Annotated in this window: 15 protein-coding genes and 1 tRNA gene; 8 read left to right on the top strand and 8 right to left on the bottom strand. The window is 65.0% G+C overall.

What is annotated here, in order from left to right:
- Window positions 1-45: 45 nt before the first annotated feature.
- Both AC6UUM_RS08615 and AC6UUM_RS08610 read right to left on the bottom strand, forming a co-directional pair.
- Window positions 46-1158 (bottom strand): CaiB/BaiF CoA transferase family protein, encoded by a 1113-nt coding sequence (locus AC6UUM_RS08615; RefSeq protein WP_500801877.1) that lies wholly within the window; start codon window positions 1156-1158, stop codon window positions 46-48.
- A 47-nt stretch (window positions 1159-1205) separates the two neighbouring features.
- Window positions 1206-1358: a hypothetical protein gene (locus AC6UUM_RS08610; RefSeq protein WP_500801876.1), complete on the bottom strand. Its 153-nt coding sequence runs from the start codon at window positions 1356-1358 to the stop codon at window positions 1206-1208.
- A 155-nt stretch (window positions 1359-1513) separates the two neighbouring features.
- Between AC6UUM_RS08610 and AC6UUM_RS08605 the strand changes: the two genes are divergently transcribed.
- Window positions 1514-2269, top strand: coding sequence for a citryl-CoA lyase (locus AC6UUM_RS08605; protein ID WP_500801875.1), 756 nt, complete (start codon window positions 1514-1516; stop codon window positions 2267-2269).
- Window positions 2270-2348: 79 nt separating this feature from the next.
- Here AC6UUM_RS08605 and AC6UUM_RS08600 read toward each other — a convergent pair whose 3' ends face one another.
- From AC6UUM_RS08600 to AC6UUM_RS08590, 3 genes are all read right to left on the bottom strand, one after another.
- Complete coding sequence (locus AC6UUM_RS08600) at window positions 2349-3485, bottom strand: cobalamin-independent methionine synthase II family protein (RefSeq protein WP_500801874.1); 1137 nt, start codon at window positions 3483-3485, stop codon at window positions 2349-2351.
- Window positions 3486-3593: 108 nt separating this feature from the next.
- Window positions 3594-7928, bottom strand: coding sequence for a hypothetical protein (locus AC6UUM_RS08595; RefSeq protein WP_500801873.1), 4335 nt, complete (start codon window positions 7926-7928; stop codon window positions 3594-3596).
- Window positions 7929-7943: 15 nt separating this feature from the next.
- Window positions 7944-9629, bottom strand: coding sequence for a hypothetical protein (locus tag AC6UUM_RS08590; RefSeq protein WP_500801872.1), 1686 nt, complete (start codon window positions 9627-9629; stop codon window positions 7944-7946).
- A 947-nt stretch (window positions 9630-10576) separates the two neighbouring features.
- On the opposite strand from AC6UUM_RS08590, the gene AC6UUM_RS08585 reads away from it, so the two are divergent.
- Together AC6UUM_RS08585 and AC6UUM_RS08580 are read left to right on the top strand one after the other, a co-directional pair.
- Window positions 10577-11305, top strand: coding sequence for a phytanoyl-CoA dioxygenase family protein (locus AC6UUM_RS08585; RefSeq protein ID WP_500801871.1), 729 nt, complete (start codon window positions 10577-10579; stop codon window positions 11303-11305).
- Window positions 11306-11322: 17 nt separating this feature from the next.
- A complete protein-coding gene (locus tag AC6UUM_RS08580; RefSeq protein WP_500801870.1) occupies window positions 11323-12288 on the top strand; it encodes an alpha/beta fold hydrolase in 966 nt (321 codons plus the stop codon).
- Between the two features lie 8 nt (window positions 12289-12296).
- Here the strand turns inward: AC6UUM_RS08580 and AC6UUM_RS08575 are convergent, their stop codons facing one another.
- Window positions 12297-13424, bottom strand: a complete 1128-nt coding sequence (locus AC6UUM_RS08575; protein WP_500801869.1) for an ROK family transcriptional regulator — start codon at window positions 13422-13424, stop codon at window positions 12297-12299.
- Window positions 13425-13557: 133 nt separating this feature from the next.
- Between AC6UUM_RS08575 and AC6UUM_RS08570 the strand changes: the two genes are divergently transcribed.
- From AC6UUM_RS08570 to AC6UUM_RS08550, 5 genes are all read left to right on the top strand, one after another.
- Window positions 13558-16080, top strand: coding sequence for a TonB-dependent receptor (locus AC6UUM_RS08570; protein ID WP_500801868.1), 2523 nt, complete (start codon window positions 13558-13560; stop codon window positions 16078-16080).
- A gap of 77 nt (window positions 16081-16157) precedes the next feature.
- Window positions 16158-17426 carry a glycerate kinase type-2 family protein gene (locus tag AC6UUM_RS08565; protein ID WP_500801867.1) on the top strand — a complete coding sequence of 423 codons (1269 nt, stop codon included), beginning with the start codon at window positions 16158-16160 and terminating at the stop codon, window positions 17424-17426.
- Window positions 17426-18709 carry an MGH1-like glycoside hydrolase domain-containing protein gene (locus tag AC6UUM_RS08560; RefSeq protein ID WP_500801866.1) on the top strand — a complete coding sequence of 428 codons (1284 nt, stop codon included), beginning with the start codon at window positions 17426-17428 and terminating at the stop codon, window positions 18707-18709. Before AC6UUM_RS08565 ends, AC6UUM_RS08560 begins: the two co-directional genes overlap by 1 nt.
- Entirely contained in the window at window positions 18702-19958 is a 1257-nt protein-coding gene (locus AC6UUM_RS08555) for an MFS transporter (protein WP_500801865.1), read from the top strand. The genes AC6UUM_RS08560 and AC6UUM_RS08555 overlap by 8 nt, the downstream gene beginning before the upstream one ends.
- Entirely contained in the window at window positions 19948-20835 is an 888-nt protein-coding gene (locus AC6UUM_RS08550) for an ROK family protein (protein WP_500801864.1), read from the top strand. Before AC6UUM_RS08555 ends, AC6UUM_RS08550 begins: the two co-directional genes overlap by 11 nt.
- A 515-nt stretch (window positions 20836-21350) precedes the next feature.
- Here the strand turns inward: AC6UUM_RS08550 and AC6UUM_RS08545 are convergent.
- Window positions 21351-21425: transfer RNA gene (locus AC6UUM_RS08545), tRNA-Gln, on the bottom strand.
- A 94-nt stretch (window positions 21426-21519) separates the two neighbouring features.
- A complete protein-coding gene (locus AC6UUM_RS08540) occupies window positions 21520-22344 on the bottom strand; it encodes an HpcH/HpaI aldolase/citrate lyase family protein (protein ID WP_500801863.1) in 825 nt (274 codons plus the stop codon).
- Window positions 22345-22350 lie beyond the last annotated feature (6 nt).

Below are 22350 nucleotides of genomic sequence, written 5' to 3'. Positions count from 1 at the left end.
TGACAGGCTTGCGCGCGCGGCGTCAACTCGTCGCCCAACCCTGCATTATCGCCCCAGGATCGTGGCATTGTCCTGCCCCAACAGCGGCGGCGCGGTGACGTTCAGGCTGCGCTGCCCATCGAAGCTGAGCGGGGAGCGGATGGTGCGGAATTCGCCCAGCGGCCCCGGTGCCGATACCTCCAACTGCAGATGCTTTGCCTGATCATTTTCAAGCACTTCGGCGCTGGTGGCGACCGCAGACGATGGCACCTCCAGCGCGCGCAGCCGTGCCAGCCAATCGGCGCGCGGGCGGGCCGCGAACAGCGGTGCCAGGTGCGCCACCACATCGTCATAATGGGCGATGCGGCTGTCGCGCGTGGCAAAGGCTGGCAGCGCCAGCATGTCGGGTTGCTCCACCGCCACACTGAGATTCTCCCAGAATTTCGGCGGCGAACTCATGTGCAGGGCCAGCCACAGGCCATCGCTGCACTGGAACACATAGGATTGCGACACGTGCGGCCGGGAATAGGCGTCCATAACCTGATCGGCGGCGAAAAGATGTGTGAAATCATCGAGGTTGAAATGGCACATCGCTTCGAACATCGATGTTTCCACCAGGCGTCCTTTTCCCTTGGCCTGCCCGGTCTGCTGCCGCTGATACAGCGCCGCCAGCACGCCCTGCGCCGTATAGAACCCGGTCATCGCATCGCCGATCGCCGGGCCGACCACGCGCGGATGCTGCGGATTGACCAGCAACCGCAAGAAACCGCTGGCCGCTTGCGCCACCGTGTCGAACGCCGGCCGCGCCGCATCAGGCCCGCTGCTGCCGAAACCGGAAATGCTTGCATAAACAAGGGCAGGGTTCAGGCCGTGCAGCCGTTCCCAATCCACACCCAGTTTCTTCGCCACGCCGGGCCGGAAATTCTGGATGAACACGTCGGCGCCGCGCACCAGATCATCGAAGGCGGCCAGATCATCGGGCAGGCGCGTATCGAGCGTGATCGATTGTTTGTTGCGGTTATAGGTTTGAAAATGCGGGGAATAAAGCGTGCCCTTGTAGGCGCGGAACGGATCGCCGGTGCCCGGCTGCTCCACCTTGATCACCCGCGCGCCCAGATCGGCCAGCAGCATTCCGGCGCATGGCCCGGTGATGAACGTGCCCATTTCCAGCACCGTCACGCCAGTCAAAGGTAACGTATTCGGCAGTGCTTGCGTCTGATCCTGCATCACCCGTCCTCCTGCGCCACAAAATCACCGTTTCGGCCCGCCAATGTGCGGCTTCTGATGTTGTATGCGGCGGTTTGCTGCACCAATGCGCCCCAAAAACCACCGTTCAGCCTGTTGGAAACCGCCAGATTCCGGTTGGAAACATCCTTCACCGGGCCAGCACAGCCTGCCCGAAGCGCCGGCTGCCGACAGGGCGCCCCTTGTGCACCCCAGCCCGAATACGGAGCGCCCTGTCAGACTTGCCGTCGTTAGTCTTTTCGCATATCGAAGGCAAGTTCGATTTGCGAATTTCTCAGGAGCCCTGTTCATGCGTATCGGCAAGCAAGATGCCCCCTTGACCGCCATCTGCACATCCGACGCGCACAGCATCACCGTGCGCGGCCGCGACCTGACCGGCGAGATCATCGGCAACACTGATTTCACCAGCTATTTCTGGCTGCTCGTCACCGGCCAGGCGCCAACTGACACCCAGAAATTCTTCGCCAATGCCGTGCTGTGCGCCATTGCCGAACATGGCCTGGTGCCATCGGTGGTCGCCGCACGCATGACCTATGCCGCCGCCCCCGAAGCCTTCCACGGCGCCGTGGCCGCGGGCCTGCTCGGCTGCGGCAGCGTCGTCCTCGGCTCTGCCGAAGTCGCGGGGCGCTTCCTCGCCCAGGTGGTCGCCAGCGGCGACCCGGCCGCCGAGATCACGCGGTTGCGGGCTACCAAACAGGCCATCCCCGGCTTTGGCCACCCGCAGCACAGCGATGGCGACCCGCGCGCCAATCTGCTGCTGCGGCTGGCAGCCGAACACGGCATCGAAGGCCCGCACATCGCCGCCCTGCGCGCCATCCAGGCCGCCCTGCCCGCCGCCATCGGCCGATCCTTGCCGATCAACGTCAACGGCGCCATTCCCGCCGTAATGCTCGATGTCGGCTTCCCACTCGCCGCCCTGAAGGGCATCTCGCTGCTCGCCCGCACCGCCAGCCTGATCGGGCATCTGCAGGAAGAAACCACCCGCCCGATCGGGTTCATCATGTCAGGTGCGGCGGCGGCGGCGATTGCCTATGACGGGGCGTGAGAGGAGCTGAGGGGCGCTCCCCCTCTCCCGGACCGCCGGCGGCGTCTCTCGACCTCTCCCCAGGGGGAGAGGTGAATATTCAGGGCCAGAACTGCTTGCTTGCAATCGCCGCGCCTTCGGCCATCGCGGCCATCTTGGCCCACACCACGTCCGGGTCCACGCCGCCCGAACCGGCGTGGATCGAAAAGCCGCAATCAATGCCAGCCTGCACATTGTCCCGCCCGACGAGGTGGGCATAGCGGGCGATGCGTTGGGCGATCAGGCCGGGGTGTTCGATATAGGGGCTCTGGCATTCGACAACACCGGGGATCAGCTTCTTGCCGTCGGGCAGCTTCACGGATTCGAAGATGGCGAATTCATGGGCGTGGCGCGGGTTGGCGGCTTCGAACTGGATGGCGTGCGGGCGGGCCTGCCAGATCAGATCGATGATATCCTGCAACGGCACGTCGCAATGGTGCGGGCCGGGGTAATTGCCCCAGCACAGGTGCATCCGCATTGCTTCCGGCGCGATGTTGCGGGTGGCGTGATTGAGCGCCGCGATGTTGAGCGCCATGTGGTCGCGAAAGCCGGACAGATCGAGGTCACGAAACTGCGTGTGGCGGCCCATGGCGAGATCGGGGCAATCGACCTGCAACAGGATGCCCGCCTCCACGATGGCTTCATATTCATGGCGCAGCCCTTCGGCCAAGGCCATCACATAGTCTTCGTCGTTGGCGTAATAATCGTTGCGGAAGAACAGCGCAGTGACGCCGGGCGAAGCGGCCGACATGAAGGCTTGGGCACCCGGATGGGCGGCAAGCGCGCTGTTCAGATTGGCGGCATCATGCTTCACCGCTTCCATGTCCTTCACGGTGATCGGCGCGTTGCAGGCCGGGGTCTTGCGGTGCTTGCGGCCCTCGTCGCCAAAGATGCGCTGCTTGACGCCGGGGAAATCCTCTATGTCCTGAAACACATAGCTGGTGCCGCTACCGCCAAAGCCGGTGAGGCGATCCTTGATATAGGTGGCATAGCTCGGCTTTGACTGTTCGCCATCGTTGATGATGTCGATGCCGGCGGCGGCCTGTTTGCCGACCACATAGGCCACGGCCTGTTCGATGCGGGTGGCAAGCGCGGCTTCGTCCACCGTGGCGCCCTCTTCCCGGGCGATGATCTGATCCAGCAGATCACTGGCGCGCGGCAGGCTGCCGACGTGGGTGGTGAGAAAACGGCCGGTCATGATGATCCCCCTGATGCTGTGCGCGCCGTGTAACGCCAAGCACCCCAACGGGGAACCCTGCGACGCCTGCGCGTTTTTGCGAGGCTGGATCGCCGGGCATGCGACCGGTCAGCCGGTAACGCGCGCCTGCGCCAGCCATTGCAGCGCAGCGCGGCCGGCCAAGAAGAAATAACCGCCACCCTGCATTTCCACCCAGTTGCTGAGGCCATGCACCCGCACCGGGCCGATGGCGGTGGGCAGGGTGAAATCGCCCTGCCCCAACAGCGGATCGACTTCGCCAGGCAGGCCGTGGAAGCTCCGGCCCAGCAGCCAGCGCTGCTGCACGAATTCGAACTGGCGTTCGATATCGGCGCAGATGGCGGTGAACATCAGGCCCTTTTCCGTGCCCGTATCGAACGGCCGGCCACGGCGGATGATGCGGTGGCGATTGGACAGATCCCAGGCCAGCGGATCGGTCGGATCAAGGCTGTCGCGCGGGTTGGCGCGGCGGATGTGGGCGCCCAGCGGGCAGGCCAGGCCCTGTGGGTCTTCGACGCCGAAGGAAAAATCGTTGCGCGCGCCGCTGTGACCGGTGGCGCCGGCCCGATCGATCACCGGCGTGCCATCGGGCCAGCGGCCGATGATGCGCGCCTGCAACCACGCGCCATCGATGGTCTGGTGCAGCGCGGCGGGCAGATGCGGGCAGCGCGCGACGAGATCACCGGCCGCCGCCGCCGTGCCAGCGTGAAAGCCGGCGACATCCTGCTTCAGGCGGCGCACCACCAGGAAACTGCCATTGCGGCCGAAATCACGGAATCCCCCGCTGGCGGTGAAATCCGGATAGGGCCGCGCCGGTTCGGCCGTGCCGGGCAGCAGGCCGGCGGGATCCTGTTCAGCGGCCAGGCGCAGCGGCGGCGCGGTATAGCCAGCGCTGGCCGGGTGGCCGAGCAGGAATTCCCCCGGCGCCAGATGGTCACGCGCCGGCCGATCGCGCCAATCGCCGGTGCCGCGGATGGCCGGTTGTGAAATGCCGTCGCGAAAGCCGAAATGATCATGATCGAGGCCGGGCTGGCCATCGGGCGCTGTGCTGGTGGGGCCAGTGATGACGGAATTGACGATGGTGACGATGTCGCCCAGCACCGTGAGGGCGGCGGCCACATCCTGCGGGGTTTGCGCCACCAGCATCAGCACGGCATCGCAGCGATCATAGGCGGCTAGGCCCGGTTGCCCGCTGCCCGGTGGCCGCCACGGGCCGGTATCACCCAAGATGTCAGCCCGCGCCGGCATGCCGGCCATGAAGGCAAGCGGGAAGCTGGCCAGCCCTTGCGCGCTGTCAGGCCCTGGCAGACCGAGGCGGGCCAGGCCGGCGGGTGACAGCGCGATGGCCGCCGCGCCGCCGATCCGTGCCGAACCGGACGGCAGATCGCCAAAGACCACCGGCGGCAACGCGCCTTCGCCGGCGAGGATGCGGGAAAGCGCATTGTTTTGGGCCTTGCCGGGGGCATTGTCAGGGAAATTCAGAAAGATATGCGCGCCGTGCTGCAAGCTGCCGAGGCTGCGGAACACCAGGCTTTGCACCTGCGCAGTGTCCACCGTGGCGGCCGGGCGCGGCAAGGCGCCCAGCAGATCGAGCCAATCGCGCGCAGCGGCGGCATCGCTGGCACGGGCCAGCCCGTGGTGGATCAGCGCCTGGGCGCGGATGCGATCAAGCGTCAGGTGCGGCAGCGCGCTGTACCAGCAGCCGGTGAGCTGTTGCTGGCGGCGGACCCAGCGCTTGAACAGGTCGCCGTTCTTCGCGCCTTCGCCGATCAGGCCCACGGTGGGCGGAAAGCCGATGCCATGGCTCCACGCCGCGGTCTGGCCGGGGTGGGCCTTGGTGATGAAATCTTCGAGATAGGATTCCCAGGTGCCATCATAGTTGCTGAAAAAGATCAGCTTTTCGGCATCGGGCAGCCGCAGCCAGCGCGCGAAATGGATGGTGCCCATCGACAGGATGAAGCCGGGGCGGGTGTAATGGCGGGCGAACACGCCGATGCCCCACATGGCGAAGGCGAAGGTGAGCCGGCGCAAGATGCCGGGCTTGAAATCGCTGGCCGAAATGATGTGGCTCTGTTCGTGGCCGGGCGGATTTTCGCGTTGCGTTATGCGCAGCCGGCGCACCAGATCGGGGTCGCGCGTGTCGGGCGCGTCGGCGGTTTCGAGTTTGCGGACCAGCAGATAGGCGCGCAGGCCCAGCCCAAGCCAAAGTCCCAGCGTCATCACGACACCGGTGCTGAGCGCAATGAGCAGCCGGCCGCGCGAAATGTCCCCGGCCAGCGCGGCCCAGGCCAGGATACCGAACACCAACGCCGGCAGCAGCGCCACCACCACGATCCAGCGGCCGGCCGGGCTGCCGAGATAGGCGAGCAGGCCGCCCCACAGACTGGGAAAACGGAAATCGACGAAGTTCAGCCGCTGCCGGCCCGGCACATACAGCATTGGACGCAACCGCGCAGCGGCGGCGGCGAGGTGCGGCGGCGGCGTGATGCTGCCATTCAGCAGGCCGCGCACATGCGCCAGCGCGGCCAGCGGCGGCTGCATGGCCCCGGCGCAATGCTGCTGCCAATCATCCAGCGCCTTGCGGGCGAAATCCGCCAGTTCATCGCGGGCGCGCTTGGCCGCCATGGTGAAGCCGGGCGAGCCATCATAAAGCAGGCCGGTGGCGCCCCAGGCGCGCGGCCGCACATCCAGCCGGTGGCGGTTGAGGAACGCCGGCAACGGCGACCCGCCATCCCAGCGGCTGACCCGTGCCAGCAGCGCCGTCACCTCGGCCGGGGCAAGCCCAAAAATCATGTCGAGCGCGGCTTCGGGCGGGCCATCGGCGCTGATCTCGATCAGCAGGCGCAGATCGGGCGCCGCCGGCGTGCCGACATCCAGCGCATTGATCGACAGGAAATGCACGATGGCGGCATCGTCCAGCCACGCCCGCATCAGCGGCCCGGCCGGATTGCCCAGCCCGAGCAGATCATCCTCCAGCGCCGTGAGCGCCGCCGGCGCATCGGCAGGCGACACGCCCTGCAATACCGGCACGTTCAGAGTCATCATGCTGTGGGTTGCCGGGCCAGCGGGCTGTGCCGCGCCAAAGCGCACCTCCAGCCGGCGCGGGAACGGCCCGGCCATCTGCAATTTGCCGGCAGCCCCCGGCGCGCGCGCCAGGCCGGGCAGCGCGAACAGCACGGCGAAGATGCGGGTGAGCTGATCGATGGCCATATGCTGGCTGATGCAGCTGTGGACACCGTACCCGAACATCAGATTGCCGGCTTGTTCGATGCCGATCCAGCGATCGGGGTTGAACTGGCCGGGCTGCCGCCATTTGGCACCATCGTGCATGGCGATGGCGGTGGCGGCCAGCACGGGGCCATCGGGACCCATGCGGAACTGGCCGGGATCGAGCGCCGGGGCCATGCGCGCGGCTTCCAGCGCGATGCGGCGCAGGCCATCGCGGTTCCCGTCGGTCGCGGCCGTGCGCGCCGCATCGAACGCCGCCGGATGGCGCAGCAGCCATTCGAACGCCTTGCCACCGGCCAGCGCGGTGGTCGGCCCCAACCCGATCGCCAGCCCGGTGAGGATGGCACGGATCAGGGCATGATCGGCCGGAGCCAGGCTGGCTTCACCGGCCATCTTTGCAGACACCAGCGCCCAGATCAGGCCGCGCGCAGCGGCAATGTCGGCGCGCTGTTGGTCGGCCAGCGGCGCCAGTTCGGCCACGCAGGCGGCAATCTGGGCATCGATCAGGGCGCGCAGCCGCCAGCCGGCATGCTGGGCCAGATCACGGGTGGTGGGATCGCCCAGCACTTCACCGAACAGCATCGCCGACATCGCCTGCGTCCAGTCGGAATAGGCATCGATGTCGGGCGGCGCCAGGCCCAGCCAGTCCGCGCCGGTTTGCGTGATGACACGGGCAAACACGTCGCGCATCACATCGATCTGGCCATCGCTGTTCGCCACCAGCGCTGCGGTGAGGGCGCTGGTATCGGCGGCAAAGCGCGCGTTCCTCGCTGCGCCTTGCTGCATGGCGGCCAGCACAAAGGCGCGCTGGCCGCCATGATCTTCGCCTTCGGTGCCGAGCATGAATGCCGGGCGCAGCGCCGAGTGATCACCAGTGCCGGGCGGACCATGCGCCAGCAACCGCATTTCGGCACCGAACGGCACCGGATAGGTGGCGGGATCGCCGAGCACCGCAGTGACATTGGCGTGGCGGGCAAAGATGGTGACGCCGAACAGTTTCAGCTTGCCAAGGCGGCCAGCGACAATCTTGAACAGGCATAGCGCCAGTGCGAACAGCCAGGATTTGAAGCGCGCCACAAAGCCGGTGCCGGGCGCCAGCCGCTCCAGCCGGAAATCGACCTGCGCCAGATCCTGCCCGGCGAGATGCCAATCGTCCGGCTCGTCTGCCACCGGATATTTTACCCGAAATCCCGCCATGCCACCAAAACGCCCCTATCCCGATTGCAACGCCGCCAGCGGTTCCTTCAACCAATCGTTCCAAACTGTGTTGCGGAACGGAATCCAGTCGATATGGCCGATCTTGAAGCTTGGCCGTCCTGCCTTCAGCGCGGTCAGCGCGGCGGCGGCGCCGGCATCATCACCGCTGCGCCACAGGGCGTTGATGACGATCACATGCGCGTGCCAATAGCCGGGCTGCAAGGCCGTCGCGATGGCGGCATGGCGCTGCGCGGCCTCCCACTCGCCCTGCAACAGCATCGCCAGGGCCAGTTCGGAGTGGCGATAGAAGCGGTGGAAATCATGCGGCGACAGGCGCAGCGCCGTGTCCAGCCAGTCCACCGCCACCGCCGGCCGCCCCGCCAAATTATGCAGTGTGCCCAATTGTTCATGCGCCATCGCCAGGCTGGGGCTGAGATCGACGGCCTGGCGCAGCCAGGTTTCGGCCGGCTCCATGTGGCGCTGCCACATTTCGGCGATGCCAACCAGCATATGGGCACGGCCATCGCGGCGATCGAGCTCCACCGCGCGCCGCGCCGCATCGCCAAAGGCGGCGATCTCGTCGGTGCCGGCGCGGCGGCTCCACAGCCGATAGCCGAAATTCTGCGCCCATTCGATGGCGGCATTGGCCGACAGCGGCGCCGCGGTCCGGGCCTGATCGAAATAACTGGCTGCCTTGTCCAGATCAGGCAGCGCCAGCCGGTTCTGATACCAGCGGCCGCGCCAGATCAGATCATTCACCGCCAGCGCATCAGCCGGCAAGGTCGCCGCCCGGCTGCGTTCGGCATCATCCAGTTGCTCGGCCAGCATCGCCACCAGTTGATCGATGATCGGCAGAAAAGCGTTGCTTTCCTGCGGATTGTCCAGATCCAGGCTGGGCGCGCACAGCAAGCTGCCATCGCTGGTATCGATCAGCCGCCCGGCCAGTTGCCAGCCGCTGCCCAATTTGCGCAGGCGCCCGCCAAACACGAAGGCCGCCCCCAATCGCCGCCCGGCATCGAGCGCCGATTCGGAGCCATCGATGGGGAAGCTGGCGCCCGAACCGATCACCTTCAACCAGCGCAGCTGCGCGATGCGGCCGGCAAGTTCGTCCCCGATGCCGGCCGCCAGATAATCCGCCGCGGCATCGCCACTGTCGTTGGTGAACGGCAACACCGCCAGGCTGGCGGCAGCGCGCGGTGCCGAAAAACCGTCCGGCTGGCGGTGCGGGGCATCGGCGCGCTGCTGCGCGACCCATTCCGCAAACTGATCTGCGCCCGGAATATCCAGCCCTTCCAGCAGCATCTGCCCCGGTTCGGCCGGCAGCAGATCATAGGCCGCCGCATCAAGCCACACGCGGCGGCCCCGGGCTTGCACGAGATCCGGCGCCACCGATTCCAGCCGTTGGCGCAGGCGTGACAATTCCTTGCGCAGCGAGGCCTGGGCCTGTTCCTCGTCCACCCTGGCCCACAGCATGCGCCGCAGCCAATCGCGCGTATGTTCGTGGCGGGGGACAAGCGCGAGCATGGCGATCAGCGCCATGCCCTTGCGGCTGGGCAGTTCGATGCGGTTGCCGGCCGCATCGAGCATGCGGAACGGCCCATGCAGGCCGATCCGCACGCGCGGATGCGCGCCCCGATGGCCGCTGCCGTCGCCGGATGGGCGGGTATCGGCATGATCATCCGTGTCATCGCCCTGTTGCACATGTCTCTCCATGCCTTGCCCTACGTCTGGTTAATATGGGCCAGCCAGCGAAGTCACGCATTTTTCACGGCAACGTCACGGCAGCCGGGATGACCGGCGCTGCGGCATGGGCTAAAGATTTTTCAAGGAGTTGGTCGCAAGACCATTCCAGCGTGATCTGGCCCAGGATCGGGCTGTCGGCATTGCCGACGGCGGCGCACCTGGCCCAATCGTGACCGGTCAGCCGCTTTCGGGTTTGCTCACCGGTTCGAAGGAATGGCTTGGCAATGCGAAAGGGCAGATAACCCTTGGCATTGCCACAAGAGCCAGAAGAATGATGCGGGGGAACAACCCGGGCGTGCGATGAGGACCCACATCGCCCTGCCTGGATGCCCACATCAGGCCAGCGGCCGGTGGCGGCGGGCGACAGGATGACAAGGTGGCCATCGACCCAGGACGCGGGGCGACGGGTGCCGGAACCACACTGACGCCCATCCCTTTCCGACACCGCCGCTGGCCCAGCCATCCGGCACCCCAGCCGGCGCGAGCCCTGCCGCCTGTGATTGACCCTGCAGGCGGCAGGGCCGCAACCTTGCTCAGCGCCAGAGTCGCGACCTGCTTCGGCCCCCTGGGCGTTTACGTCGGCAGGCCAGCGACCCGGCCTTCCCCGCGCAAGCCAATCGCCATGTCACGGCGTCTGCTTTGGCCAGCTGATGCCATGTTCGGCCCCAAAGATTCGGCCTTCACACCGGGCTGCCGGGTCAGAGCTCCCGTCTTCGCGCCAGCTGCGATCGGTCTGGCGTGCGATGACGTGCAACCCCGGGCCGCGGGCGGTCCCTGCGCCAACTGCGCTTTACGGGCCATTGCGTCCAACGTGGCCATGCGCAACAATCGCTTCCCGACCTTGAAGCGTACCGATTGCGATCGGTCGGTCATTTCATGATCGTGACATTTGCGGGAGACGAGCCTTGCCCCTGACCACCGAACAAATCCAGTCGTTTGAAGAGGATGGCTATCTTCTTGTGCGCGGCCTGCTGTCGCCCGGGGAAGCGGCCGCCTTGCGGGCAGAGGCGCATGCGCTGGCCGATCGTCTGGGACATCCGGATGCAACCTGGGCCAGTGTGAAAGCGCAGCCGACCCGCATCACCCATTGCCACAATGTGCAATTCCACTCGGCAGCGTTTGCGCGCCTGCTGCTCGACCCGCGTTTCACCGAAGCCGCGCAATCCCTGATCGGGCCCAATGTGCAGTTGCATCATTGCAAGATGTTCGTGAAGCCGCCGGAACAGGGATCACCCTTTCCGATGCACCAGGATTATCCCTATTTTCCGCATGAGAAGGATAGTCTCGTCGCTGCCATCTTCCACTTTGACGATGCGCCGCTGGAGCGCGGCTGCCTCCGGGTTGTGCCCGGGTCGCACCGCCTGGGGCCGCTGACGCCGATCGGTGAGGACCGGCATGTCGAGGGATATCCCCTGGAGGATGGGCTGGCCTTGCCGGCCCGCGCCGGCGACGTGGTGTTCTTCAAATATCTGTTGATCCACGGTTCGGGGCCGAATGTGTCAGACACGGCACGCACTACCCTGCTGGTGCAACTGAAAGACCCGACCGACAAGCCGATTGTGGACCGGCACAAATCGCGTGGCCAGGGGATGATGTTGGCAGGTATCGACGAAACCAATCTCGACGCCGCGTAAGAAAGGGCAACGCCCACATGCCCTCGCGTTTTGACCTGCCGCTGCACGAGCTTGAGTTGTATACGGGCATAAACCCGCGCCCCGAAGATTTCGATTCCTATTGGGCCACCGCGATCGAACAACTGCGCCTGGTGCCGGCCAATGCGAGCTTTGTTCCGGCGGCGTTTCAAACGCCGGCCGGGGCATGTTTCCACCTTTATTTCGATGGCATTGGCGGCGCGCGGATCCATGCCAAGGTCATCCTGCCGCACAACGCGGCAGACCCGGTTCCGGCGGTGATCCGCTTTCACGGCTATTCCGGCCATTCCGGGGAATGGGCCGATCTCCTGCCTTATGTGGCCATGGGCTGGGCCGTTGCAGCGCTGGATTGCCGCGGCCAGGCCGGACAATCGGAAGACCCCGGCACGCGATCGGGAACGACCTGGCGCGGCCATGTCATCCGGGGTCTGGCCGACGATCCGGAGCATCTCTATTATCGCGGCGTCTATCTCGATGCAGTGCGCCTGACCCAATTGATGATGGCGCACGACCAAGTTGACGAGACGCGGGTGTCGGCGACCGGCTTCAGCCAGGGCGGCGGTTTGAGCCTCGCCTGTGCGGCGCTTGAACCGCGGATCGCCAAGGTCGCTGCCCAATGCCCCTTCCTGTGCGATTTCAAGCGCGTCTGGCAGCTCGATCTGTTGAAGGACGCCTACGAGGAACTGGGTTATTATTTTCGCAGGTTCGACCCGCTGCACAGCGATGCCGACGCAGTGTGGACGCGTTTGGGCTATATCGATTTGCAGCATCTGGCCGCGCGGATCAGGGGGGAAACGCTGTTTGTCACCGGCCTCATGGACACGGTGTGCCCGCCATCAACGCAATTTGCCGCCTACAACCGGATCACGGCGGCCAAGACGATGCTCGTCTATCCCGATTTTCAGCATGAAGCGTACAATGGGGCTTCCGACCGGATCCTGCACTTTCTTGCGTGGGATGGCTGAACGAACCGTCAGAGCATCGATGAGAAGAAGCATTTTTCCAGCGGAAGCATGGCCGATCCGATGGCGCAGGCGTCCACGCTGGTCTGGGAACGCACGATCTTGGGCAAGGGGCGTGGTTCCTGCCGCCGGGCATCGTCGAACAGTTCGATGACCGGAATGATCAGTTCGGCCAGCGCCGGTGGCAGGCGGCCACCCAGAACGATGGCCTCGCTGTCGAGGATCGCGGCGATCGAGGAGGCAATGAACGACAGGGATTGCCGGGACGTGTCGACCCAGTTGTCCAGCCCGGGCCAGCCCATGTCGAACCGGGCCAGCATGTCCGAAATGCTTCGCAGTTCAATGCCATGGCTGGTGATGGTGTCGAACAGCGCCTCCAGAGTCGGCAGCTGGATGTGGCGCGGCAGGATCAAGCCCAGTTCCCCGCCATTGCCGTTGACACCGCGCAGCAGCCGATGATCGATGATGACGCCGCCACCGATGCCGGCGTCCACAAAGACATAGACGAAATTCGAATAAGACCGGCCAGCCCCCAGAAAGCTTTCGCCGATGGCGGCGGCGTTGCCATCGTTTTCCACCCACGCCGGCAGGCCCAGCGCATCATGGAACAGGGCATCGATCGGCACCATCGCCCAATCATCCAGCGCTTGCGGCGGGTTGTAGCGCGACTTGCCATCAAGACAGTAACCGGAAATGCCGACACCAACGCCGCAAAGCCGCCCCACCGCGACCCTATGGTCAGCCAGCAGGCGCCCGGTGACCTGCTTCAGCCGCGAAAACACGGCCTTGCGGCTCATGTCCGGCATGTCGAGGCAATCATAGGAAACGACATTGCCGGCGAAATCCATCAGCAGCACCGACATGGCATCAGTCATCAGGGCCACGCCCAGCGAATAGGCGTGCTCGGGATGGATTTCGATTTCCACCCTTGGCTGCCCCCGGCGACCACTCGCCTGGCGCGGCCCCAGCCGCAGTGCACCGCGCGCCACCAGGTCGTTGACCAGCCGCGACACGGTCTGCTGTGAGAATCCCGTTGCCGTGACGATGTCTGGCTGCGTCGTTCCGGGCGAACGCAAGACGAAGCCGAGGATCCTGGATGCGGTGTCAGAGGGTTGAAACAAAACAGAATTTACCTTCATTTCGCCAACTCGTCCACCTTCTGGCAGTTTGCCCCCGCTCCGGCAACGGGGTTTAAAACTCTCTTTAAAACCTTTTGTGGGTTGTATTACCGTTTGCCCGCCTCTAAAGTTTGATGAGGAATGGCAGAAACAAGTGCCATCGGGGAGAGGGGAGAATCTCATGAGAATGATCTTGGGTTCGGCGTTGGCCGGCGTCTCGTTGCTGGCGCTTGTCCCGGTTGCGGCACTGGCGCAGGCCACAACCGCAACGACCGAAAAGAAAGCCGAAGCAGCTGTTCAGGTTGCCGGCGATGACACCGCCGAAGACAACGAGATTGTCGTTACCGGCACCAGCACGCGCCGAAGTGCCCAGAACACGCCCTTGTCGATTGCCATCGTGAGCCAGCAGGAACTGCGGATCTTCGCCGGTTCGGGCAGCCAGGCGGACATGCTGCAGCAATTGCCTGGCCTGAAGGCAGAAGGCGGCGGCGGTGAAGTTGCCACCAACTTCCGGGTGCGCGGCTTGCCGGGTGGCTCGCAGTTCGAATTCACCCCGATCAACTATGATGGCATCACCGTGCTCAGCGCCTTCGGCCTGAACTCGTCGGCGTTCGATTTCTTCGCGCGCAACGATCTTGGCATCGATCGCCTGGAATTCGTGAAGGGCGGCGTATCCAACCTGTTCGGCGTCAGTTCCACCGCCGGCATCATCAATTATATCAGCAAGACCGGCACAGCCGATCCGCATGGGACCTTCCAGCTCGAAGTCGCCGGCAACAACCGTTACCGCGCCGACTTTGCCTATCAGGGTCCGCTGGCCGAAAACACCTTCATCGCGCTTTCCGGTTTTTACCGCACCGATGACGGCCCCATCGATACGGGCTTGACCACAGAGGGCTTTTCCCTGCGCGGCAACGTGAAGCACGAGTTTTCCGACGGCAGCGGCTCGTTCACCGTCTTTGCCAACTACATCGATGACCGTGCGAACTTCTATCTCGCCGTGCCCCTCGATGGCACGACCCGCAAGCGCCTGACGGGCAATGACGGCAACATCGTCTTCACGACCAATTCCAGCGCCACCGACGGCATTCGGGTGACCACGCCGGAAGGATCGACCGAATTCCGCTCGGCCGACCAATTCCAGACCAAGGGCGGCTCATTCGCTGCCGTGCTGGACAAGTCGTTCGGTGATGGCTGGCGCTTCAATGCCAAGGCCAAATGGGCGCGCTTCGGCAGTTCATCCAACTTCTTCAACAACGGGATCGGCCCGGCGGCGCCCGAAACGCAGACGCAGTTCCTGACCCGTGTCGCCCCGACAGCGACGCTGGCACAGGCCGTGTTCACCGATGTCGAAACCGGCGCGGTGTTGCCGTCGGGCCATCTGTTGTACGCCAATGCCTATAACGAGCGGCAGCGGCCGACGACCGATGCCACGATGGAAGTCAATCTGATCAAGACGCTCTCCACCGGCAGCATCAACCACACGATCACGGTGGGCGGCTTCATTTCGCGGGCCGAGGCCGAGAACAACCAGCGCACGATGCAATATCTGGGGCAGTTCATCAACAACCCGACCCTGGTCAACCTCACCATCGGCGGCCAGCAATATACGGTCAACGGCATCATCCAGGCGCCGTCGGCCTATACCCAGGAAACCCGCAGTGCCTTCAAGCGGGCCATTTACATCGCCGACCAGATGGAAGGCGATCGCTGGGCATTTGACTTCGGCATGCGCATCGAAGAGGCGACCATCCAGAACCAGATCGAAGTGACCGCCAGCCGCCCGGGTACGCTGGCAACCAATCCGGTTGTGGGCGCGCCGATCAACACGATGGTGTTCGGCACGGGGACGTTCCGCAACGGCAAGGCTTCGACAACCGGGACGGCCTTCTCCGTAGGCGGCCTGTACAAGCTGACCGACCAGGTCAACATCTATGCCAACGCCTCGGCCGGCTATTTCTTCCCGCAGGCCCAGGGCACGAACGTGCAGCTGAACTCCGCTGCACGCGACATCGTCTTTTTCGAGCCTGAACCCGTCTATCAGGCCGAAGCCGGCGTGAAGTTCCGCAACGACAAGGTGCAGGGTTATGCCGCCCTGTTCTACACGGGCCTGCGCAAGCGGACATCGGTGGCCTTTGTCGGTGCCAACCTCACGCCCCAGCTGCTGCTGACCGAGACCGATGCCTATGGTGTCGAAATGGACCTGACCTATCGGCCTACGGACTTCCTGAACCTGACCGGCAACTTCACCTACCAGGATTCGAAGTTCGTCGGGAACAGCCCTACCAACGCCAATCCGACGCTGGCGGTGCTGGGCAAGCGGCCGGAGCGCCTCTCGCCGATCCTCGTCAACCTTGGCGCCCAGGTTGACAAGAGCGGGTTCAGTGCCGCGCTGTTCTGGAACTACCAGAGCAAGACCTTCGCCGACTCGACCAACAATGTGCCGCTCTTCGGTTATGGCATCTGGCGGGCCGAGGCGGGTTACGTCCTCGACAATCTTGGTGCGGGCAACCGGTTGCGTTTCAGCGTGGCTGTCTGGAACCTGCTCAATTCGCAGGGCATTTCCGAAGGGAACTCGCGCCTTGGGGCCATTCAGGCCGGCGGTTCCGGCGTATATTTCAATGGCCGCCCGATCCTGCCACGCCGCGCCGTTGCCCGCCTGACGTTCGACTTCTGATCGGGCGCAACATCTGAAATGTCCGCGCCGCCTTCGACGAGGGCGGCGCGGATGTCACTGGAACTGCGGGGGCAATCTTGGTCAGCGCGCGCAAAGAACAGCTGACCGGCTATTTCCTGGCCGGCGTGGCCGCGGCCAGCGCGCGCCGCACATTGCCTGCGGCCATGCTGGCAGACCGGTTGTCGACGGCACCGCCTGGAATGACCCCAGATGGACGAACGATCGTCCTGGGTTATGGCAAGGCCGCGGCAGCTATGGCGGCGGTAGCGCGCGAGCAGCTTGGCGGCGTGGTGACAGGCGCTGTCGTGACGCGTCATGGCCACGGGGTCCCGGACCCGATCCCCGATATCGACGTGATCGAGGCCGGCCATCCCGCACCCGATGCGCACAGCCTGTCGGCGGGCAGGCGCCTGCTCGATCATGCCGCGCAGGCCGGGGCCGACGACCATGTGATCTTCCTCGCCTCCGGCGGCGGTTCCGCGCTGCTGTGCGCGCCGGCCGCGGGCATCGATTTCGCCACAAAACAGGCCATCAATCGCCATCTGGTGCTATCCGGCGTGCCGATCGAGGCGATCAATCTCGTGCGTCGCCACTTGTCCGCGATCAAGGGTGGCGGTCTGGCGGCCGTCGCGGGCGCGAAGGGGGCACGATTGTTCACCTACGTCATTTCCGATGTGGCCGGCGATGATCCGGCGATCGTGGCATCCGGCCCGAGCATTTCTGGTCCGCATGCGCCGGAACGGGCGCTGTCGATCCTGGAAGACGCCGGCTGGCCGGTGACGCCGGACCTGGCCCGGGCCATCCACGCCAATCGCAAGCCGCCAATGGCGGCACACCCGGTTCGTATCATTGCGACCAATGACGATGCGCTCAAGGCCATTTCCGGCCTTGCGGCAAACGACCGTTGGAACGTCGTCGATCTGGGCGGCGCCCTGCGCGGCGACGCGGCGGAGACCGGCCACGCGCACGCCGCTGTTGCCGCGCAACATGCCGGGATTCCGGGCCGTCACCTGCTGGTGTCGGGCGGCGAATTGACGGTCAGGGTGCGCAATGCCGGCGGCCGCGGCGGCCCCAATCTCGAATATCTTGCGGCGCTGATGGCGGCGCTGCCGCCAGGCCTGGACATTGCCGCCCTTGCCGGCGACAGCGACGGGATTGATGGCAGCGAAGACAATGCCGGTGGCTATTTCGATGCCGATTGCCGAGCCACGGCCGCGCGCTGCGCGATCGCGCTGCAAACCAACAGCAGTTACGACCTGTTCAGGGAAGCCGGCGGCTTGATCTTCACCGGGCCGACCCGCACCAATGTCAACGACATTAGAATGATCGCAGTGGGAGCGGATTGATGCGTCGTGACCCGGGCCTTGACGAACGCGCACGCCAGATCCTTCGCCACAACGATCGCGGCGGCTACACCGTCCCGACGCCGGGCCTGTACCCGTTTCAGTGGAACTGGGATTCCGCCTTTGTGGCGCTGGGCTTCGCCACGTTCGACCAGGACCGCGCCTGGCAGGAGATCGAGACGCTGGTCAGCGCGCAGTGGGACGATGGCATGATCCCGCACATCGTGTTCCACAAGGACGATGACGGCTATTTTCCGGGACCCTCCGTCTGGGCGACCGGAAAGACTCCGCCGACATCGGGGATCACGCAGCCGCCGGTCCTCGCTACCATCGTGCGAAAACTGTGGGAACAGGATGGCAGCGATCCGGGGCATCCGCGGATGCGCGCGCTGTATGCGGCCGCGCTGAACAGCCACCGCTGGTTCCACACCTATCGCGACCCGCTGTCCAACGGACTGGTGATGGTCACGCACAATTGGGAAACCGGCCGGGACAATTCGAGCGAATGGGACGATGCCCTCGCCAGGGTGGATACGGCGAATGTGGGCGCCTATACGCGGCGGGATACCGGCCATGTGGACGCGGCGATGCGCCCGCAACAGGTTGAATATGATCGCTATGTCGCCATCCTGCAGTTCGGCCGCGCCTGTGGGTGGGATCATCGCAGGATTGCCGATGCCGGCCCGTTCCGCATGGTGGATGTCGGCATGTCGATGGAATTGCTGCGCGCAAACCGCGATCTCGCGGTGCTGGCCGCCGCTGTCGGCGATGATGCCGTGGTCAAGGAGCTGTCGGAACGGATCGCCTTGTCGGAACAGGGCATGGACTGGCTGTGGAATGAGGACGTCGGCGCCTATTGCTCACGCGATGCCACCACCGGCGAAAGCTCCGGCCTGATCACCAATGCCAGCTTCCTGGCTTTTTATGCCGATGTCGGCTGCGCGCAGCAGCGCAGCCGGATGCTGGCGTCGCTTGAACGGCTGACCGCCAGCGCATGCTATCTGCTGCCCAGTCTGGAGGCCGGCAGCCGCGCCTATGACCATCGCCGTTACTGGCGTGGCCCCGTCTGGCTGGTGGTCAGCTACATGGTGGCACAGGGCCTTGCGGAGCAAGGCCAGAGCGATTGGGCCGACCGCATCCGCAGCGATTCCGCGCAACTGATCGCGTTGTCGGGCTTTTACGAGAGTTTCAGTCCGGAAACCGGGGAGGGTTCCGGCGGGCCGGACTTTTCCTGGACGGCCGCGATGTGGCTGGCCTGGTGTGGGGAGGATCGCGCTTGTGCATGAGCTGGGCAAGAAGCCTGCATCCGCCGCCTACCCTTGGGTGCTGGTCGGTCTGCTCTGGATGGTGTCCTTCCTGAACGCCGCCGATCGATCGATCCTGAATTCGGTCAAGCCCCTGTTGCGGGTCGAATTCGGTATCACCGACGTTCAGCTTGGCATCGTGGATGCGTCGTTCTTCTGGCTCTACGCCGTGTCGGCCTTTCTGTTTGGCCGCGTCGGCGACAGCGTGCGGCGACGGAACATGATCATCTTTGGTCTGGTCTTCTGGAGCATCGCGACGGGCCTGATGCCGCTGGCCACCGGATTTGCCATGCTGCTGGCGATGCGTTCCTTCGTTGCGGTCGGCGAATCCACCTATTATCCCACCGCCACGGCGCTGATCAGCGCCTGGCATCAGCCCGCGGTACGCAGCCGGGCGCTGTCGGTTCACCAGACGGCGGTTTTTGCCGGCGGCGGCATCGGTGGCTGGGCGGCGGGCCGGCTGGCTGACAGCCAGGGCTGGTCGGCGCCCTTCATCCTGTTTGCGATGTTCGGTATCGTCGTCTTTTTCATCCTGTTCAGGTTTCTGCGCGATGACGTGCCAGGCGAACGGCCGTTGCCACCGGAAAAGCGCACCGAGCCGGTTCGGCTGATCCTGCGCAACCCTGCGGCCATGCTGCTGTGTGGTGTGGCCTTTCTGGCGACGGCTGCATCGTCCGCCGTGCTGAACTGGTGCAACACCTATGCGCATGACGTGCTGAAGCTCAATCTGGCTGACAGCGCCCTTGTCGGCCCGGTGATGATCACGACCGCCGGATTCATTTCCGTTCTGGTCGGCGGCTATCTTGCCGACAAGCTTGCGACCCGAATGGCGGCCGGGCGCTTTGCCATTCTCGCCGTCGGACTGGCTTTTGCGGCGCTTTTCCTGTTGCCGTTCCCCTTGGCGAAAAGCGCTCCCCTGGTCGGGGCACTGCTGTTTGCCACCAGCTTTGGCAAGGGGCTTTATGATGGCTGCATTTACGCGGCCATGCATGATGTGGTGCCGCCCGAGGCGCGCGCGACGGCCGCCGGGCTGTTGACCATGCTGGGCTTCATCGGTGCCGGCATTACGACCGTGGCCCTGCCGGCCATCGCTGTGTATACGGGATTGGCCGCTGGATTTGCCTTCATGGCAGCGCTTTATTTGATTGCCGTTGCCCTGCTTCTGTTCGGCATGCCGATCGTGAACCGGGTGATTGCAGAACAGGAAAACGAGGCTGTCCGTGAGCATTGAGGCGTTTGTCGGTGGCATCGAACTGGGCGGCACCAAGGTGGTTGCAGCGGTCGGCCGCGCCGACGGGACGATCCTTGCCCGTTGCACGATGCCGACGATCGACCCGGCCGGTGTGGTTGACGCGCTGGTCAGCTTCTTTCGCAATCAGGCCGAGACCATCAGCGCGCTGGGCGTCGGCGCCTTCGGCCCGATTGTCCTCGATCCGGCGGCGGCACATTATGGACATCTGCTGGAAACCAACAAGCCGGGCTGGAGCGGCTTCAATCTGGCCGCCGCGCTTTCGGACGGACTTGCCGTCCCGGTTCGCCTGCTGACCGATGTTGCCGCTGCTGGTCTGGCAGAGGCACGGTTCGGCGCGTTGCAGGAGGCCGCGTTGGGCGTGTATCTGACCGTGGGAACCGGCATTGGCGGCGCGATCATGTGCCGGGGCCAGCCTTTGCCCGCCATGCTCCATCCGGAAATGGGCCATTTGCGACTAGAAAGACAAGCGGGCGACGATTTCGTTTCGACCTGCCGTTTTCATAGCGACTGCGCCGAAGGTCTGGCCGCAGGCCCGGCGATCATGGCGCGTTTCGGCCGATCGCTGAGCGACCCCGGCGCCGGTGAACCCGAACAGCAGTTGATCGCCGGCTATCTGGGCCAATTGTGCGCACAACTGGTTCTGCTCCTGTCGCCCCAGCGTATTGTTCTGGGTGGCGGGGTCGGGCAGACGCCGGGCCTCATTCGCGCGGCCCATGCCGAGATGCTCGCCCGATTGGGTGGCTATGCAACGGACGGCATATTGCGGCCAGATTATGTCTGTGCGCCGGAACTCGGAAAAGACGCAGGGGTCGTTGGCGCCTTGCTGTGCGCACAATCCCAACATGGCGAGATCTGAACATGGGCGCGAGGCACGGTGCAGACAGCGTCGGGATCGGCAAGAGTCGACGACGTGCTGTACGGTTCTGTAGAGCCTGACATCACGCCCGACGCTGGTTTTTCGGTCCTGGCTGCAACGCTTTGGGCCGTGAACTCATAAATTCCATACACCGTCATCGCCCGCCGACGCGGCCCGGAGCGGAGCGGCGGACGCCGCGTAAACGCCGCTTGGGCGCTCGTTTCGCTTGGACGGTGGCTCTGCCACCGCCACGGCGCTCACGTGACTGTGCCGGGTCGCTCCGGGCCGTGTCGGGGCATGGTATTTATGAGTTCACGGCCTCGTATTTTCCGCGCGAGTTGCCGCCCCGAACATCCGTTCTTCCCTGAAGATCAATGAGATCGGGGCTCGTCGTCTGATCCCCGAAGCGCCTCCCGCCACAAGGAGAGCCGCTATGCGCCATTGCAGCAGAGCCCCGGCCACACCCCCGAATTGGGAACGAGTGTCCTTGGCTATCAATATCCCGGAAAGAAAGTTGGCTGGGGCGCCAGGATTCGAACCTGGGAATGCCGGTACCAAAAACCGGTGCCTTACCGCTTGGCGACGCCCCAGCAGGCGTCCGGCTGCGCGGGCGCGGCAGCCGGGACGGATTGCGGCGTTAGGCAATCGGGCCGGGTTTGCCAAGCGAAAATCGGCCGCAGTTGATCACAGACGCGCCAGCATGGCCTTGGCCTGCGCCACGTGCAGCACTTCGACGAGTTGGCCCTTGTGGGTGGCGACGCCGCGGCCTTCGGCAAGTGCGGCCTCATAGGCCGCGATCAGAGCCATTGCCTCGGCGATGTCGGCAGCGCTGGGCGCGAAGACGGCGTTGCAGGGATCGACCTGGCCGGGGTGGATCAACGTCTTGCCATCAAAGCCGAGCATCCGCGCTTGCGCGGCTTCAGCGCGCAAGCGCTCTTCGTTGCGCACATCGGTGCAGACGCCATCGAACACCGCGATGCCGGCGGCCTTGGCGGCGATTACCATGGCGGACATGGCGTACAGCAGCGGCCGGCGCTCCGGATCGGCGCCGGTGTTCAGCGCCTTGGCCAGATCAGCCAAGCCCGCCACCAGCCCGGCAACGCCTGGCACGGCAGCGATGGCTGGCGCATTCAGCACACCGCCGGGCGTTTCGATCATCGCCAGCAGCGGCCGGCCGCCGGCATGGGCGACGATGGCAGCGGCCTCTGCGGCGGTTTCGATCTTGGGCGCCACCACGCCGGCAAAGCCATCGACATGCGCCGCGACCAGATCATCATCATGCCACGGCGTGCCAACGCCGTTGATGCGCAGGAACAGCGCGCGATGACCCCAGCCGCCTTCCAGCGCCGCCGCCACCGCAGCCACGCGGGCGTCCGGCTTGGCATCAGGCTGCACCGCGTCTTCCAGATCGAGAATTACCGCATCGCTGGCCAGGGTGCGGGCCTTGGCAATGGCGCTGGCGCGGTTGGCCGGCAGGTAGAGCAGGGATTTCAGGCGGGTCATATCCATGGCCGG

Source organism: Sandarakinorhabdus sp. (assembly GCF_987265915.1).
Note: the sequence above shows the minus strand (reverse complement) of the source record. Positions and strands in the feature narration are given on the sequence as shown.

Coding starts and splice junctions, on each gene's coding strand:
- AC6UUM_RS08595 (WP_500801873.1), bottom strand. CDS start 7,928: ATGGCGGGATTTCGGGTAAAATATCCGGTGGCAGACGAGCCGGACGAT.
- AC6UUM_RS08600 (WP_500801874.1), bottom strand. CDS start 3,485: ATGACCGGCCGTTTTCTCACCACCCACGTCGGCAGCCTGCCGCGCGCC.
- AC6UUM_RS08560 (WP_500801866.1), top strand. CDS start 17,426: ATGCGTCGTGACCCGGGCCTTGACGAACGCGCACGCCAGATCCTTCGC.
- AC6UUM_RS08580 (WP_500801870.1), top strand. CDS start 11,323: ATGCCCTCGCGTTTTGACCTGCCGCTGCACGAGCTTGAGTTGTATACG.
- AC6UUM_RS08575 (WP_500801869.1), bottom strand. CDS start 13,424: ATGAAGGTAAATTCTGTTTTGTTTCAACCCTCTGACACCGCATCCAGG.
- AC6UUM_RS08605 (WP_500801875.1), top strand. CDS start 1,514: ATGCGTATCGGCAAGCAAGATGCCCCCTTGACCGCCATCTGCACATCC.
- AC6UUM_RS08540 (WP_500801863.1), bottom strand. CDS start 22,344: ATGGATATGACCCGCCTGAAATCCCTGCTCTACCTGCCGGCCAACCGC.